A 246-nucleotide genomic window follows, 5' to 3' on the forward strand; every position below is an offset into this window, starting at 1 on the left:
GCATAGACCGGATCTAACGCTGATGTGGGTTGTTCAGGTAAATATCGCCACGTCCGGCGGTGAGTTCACGGCGTTGGCGTTGGTAGGTTTTCAGCTGTTTTATATCGTCGGCGCTCATTTGGCGGCGGCTTTCCTTGTGCTGGTAGCGTGCCAGTAGTGACTGGTATTCACGTTCCGTCTGGCGGGCACAGAGGCGCTTGATGGCATTGCCAACTTCGGCAAGAACGGGTCTGACCGGTGTTTCGT

At 55.7% G+C, this 246-nt stretch carries 1 protein-coding gene; it reads right to left on the reverse strand.

Translation table 11 applies throughout. The features are described from left to right. Positions 1 to 13: 13 nt before the first annotated feature. Positions 14 to 246 (reverse strand): hypothetical protein (locus Q4563_RS21775; protein ID WP_303606018.1); only part of this gene is annotated, 233 nt, incomplete at its 5' end.

Source organism: Gilvimarinus sp. 1_MG-2023 (assembly GCF_030548285.1).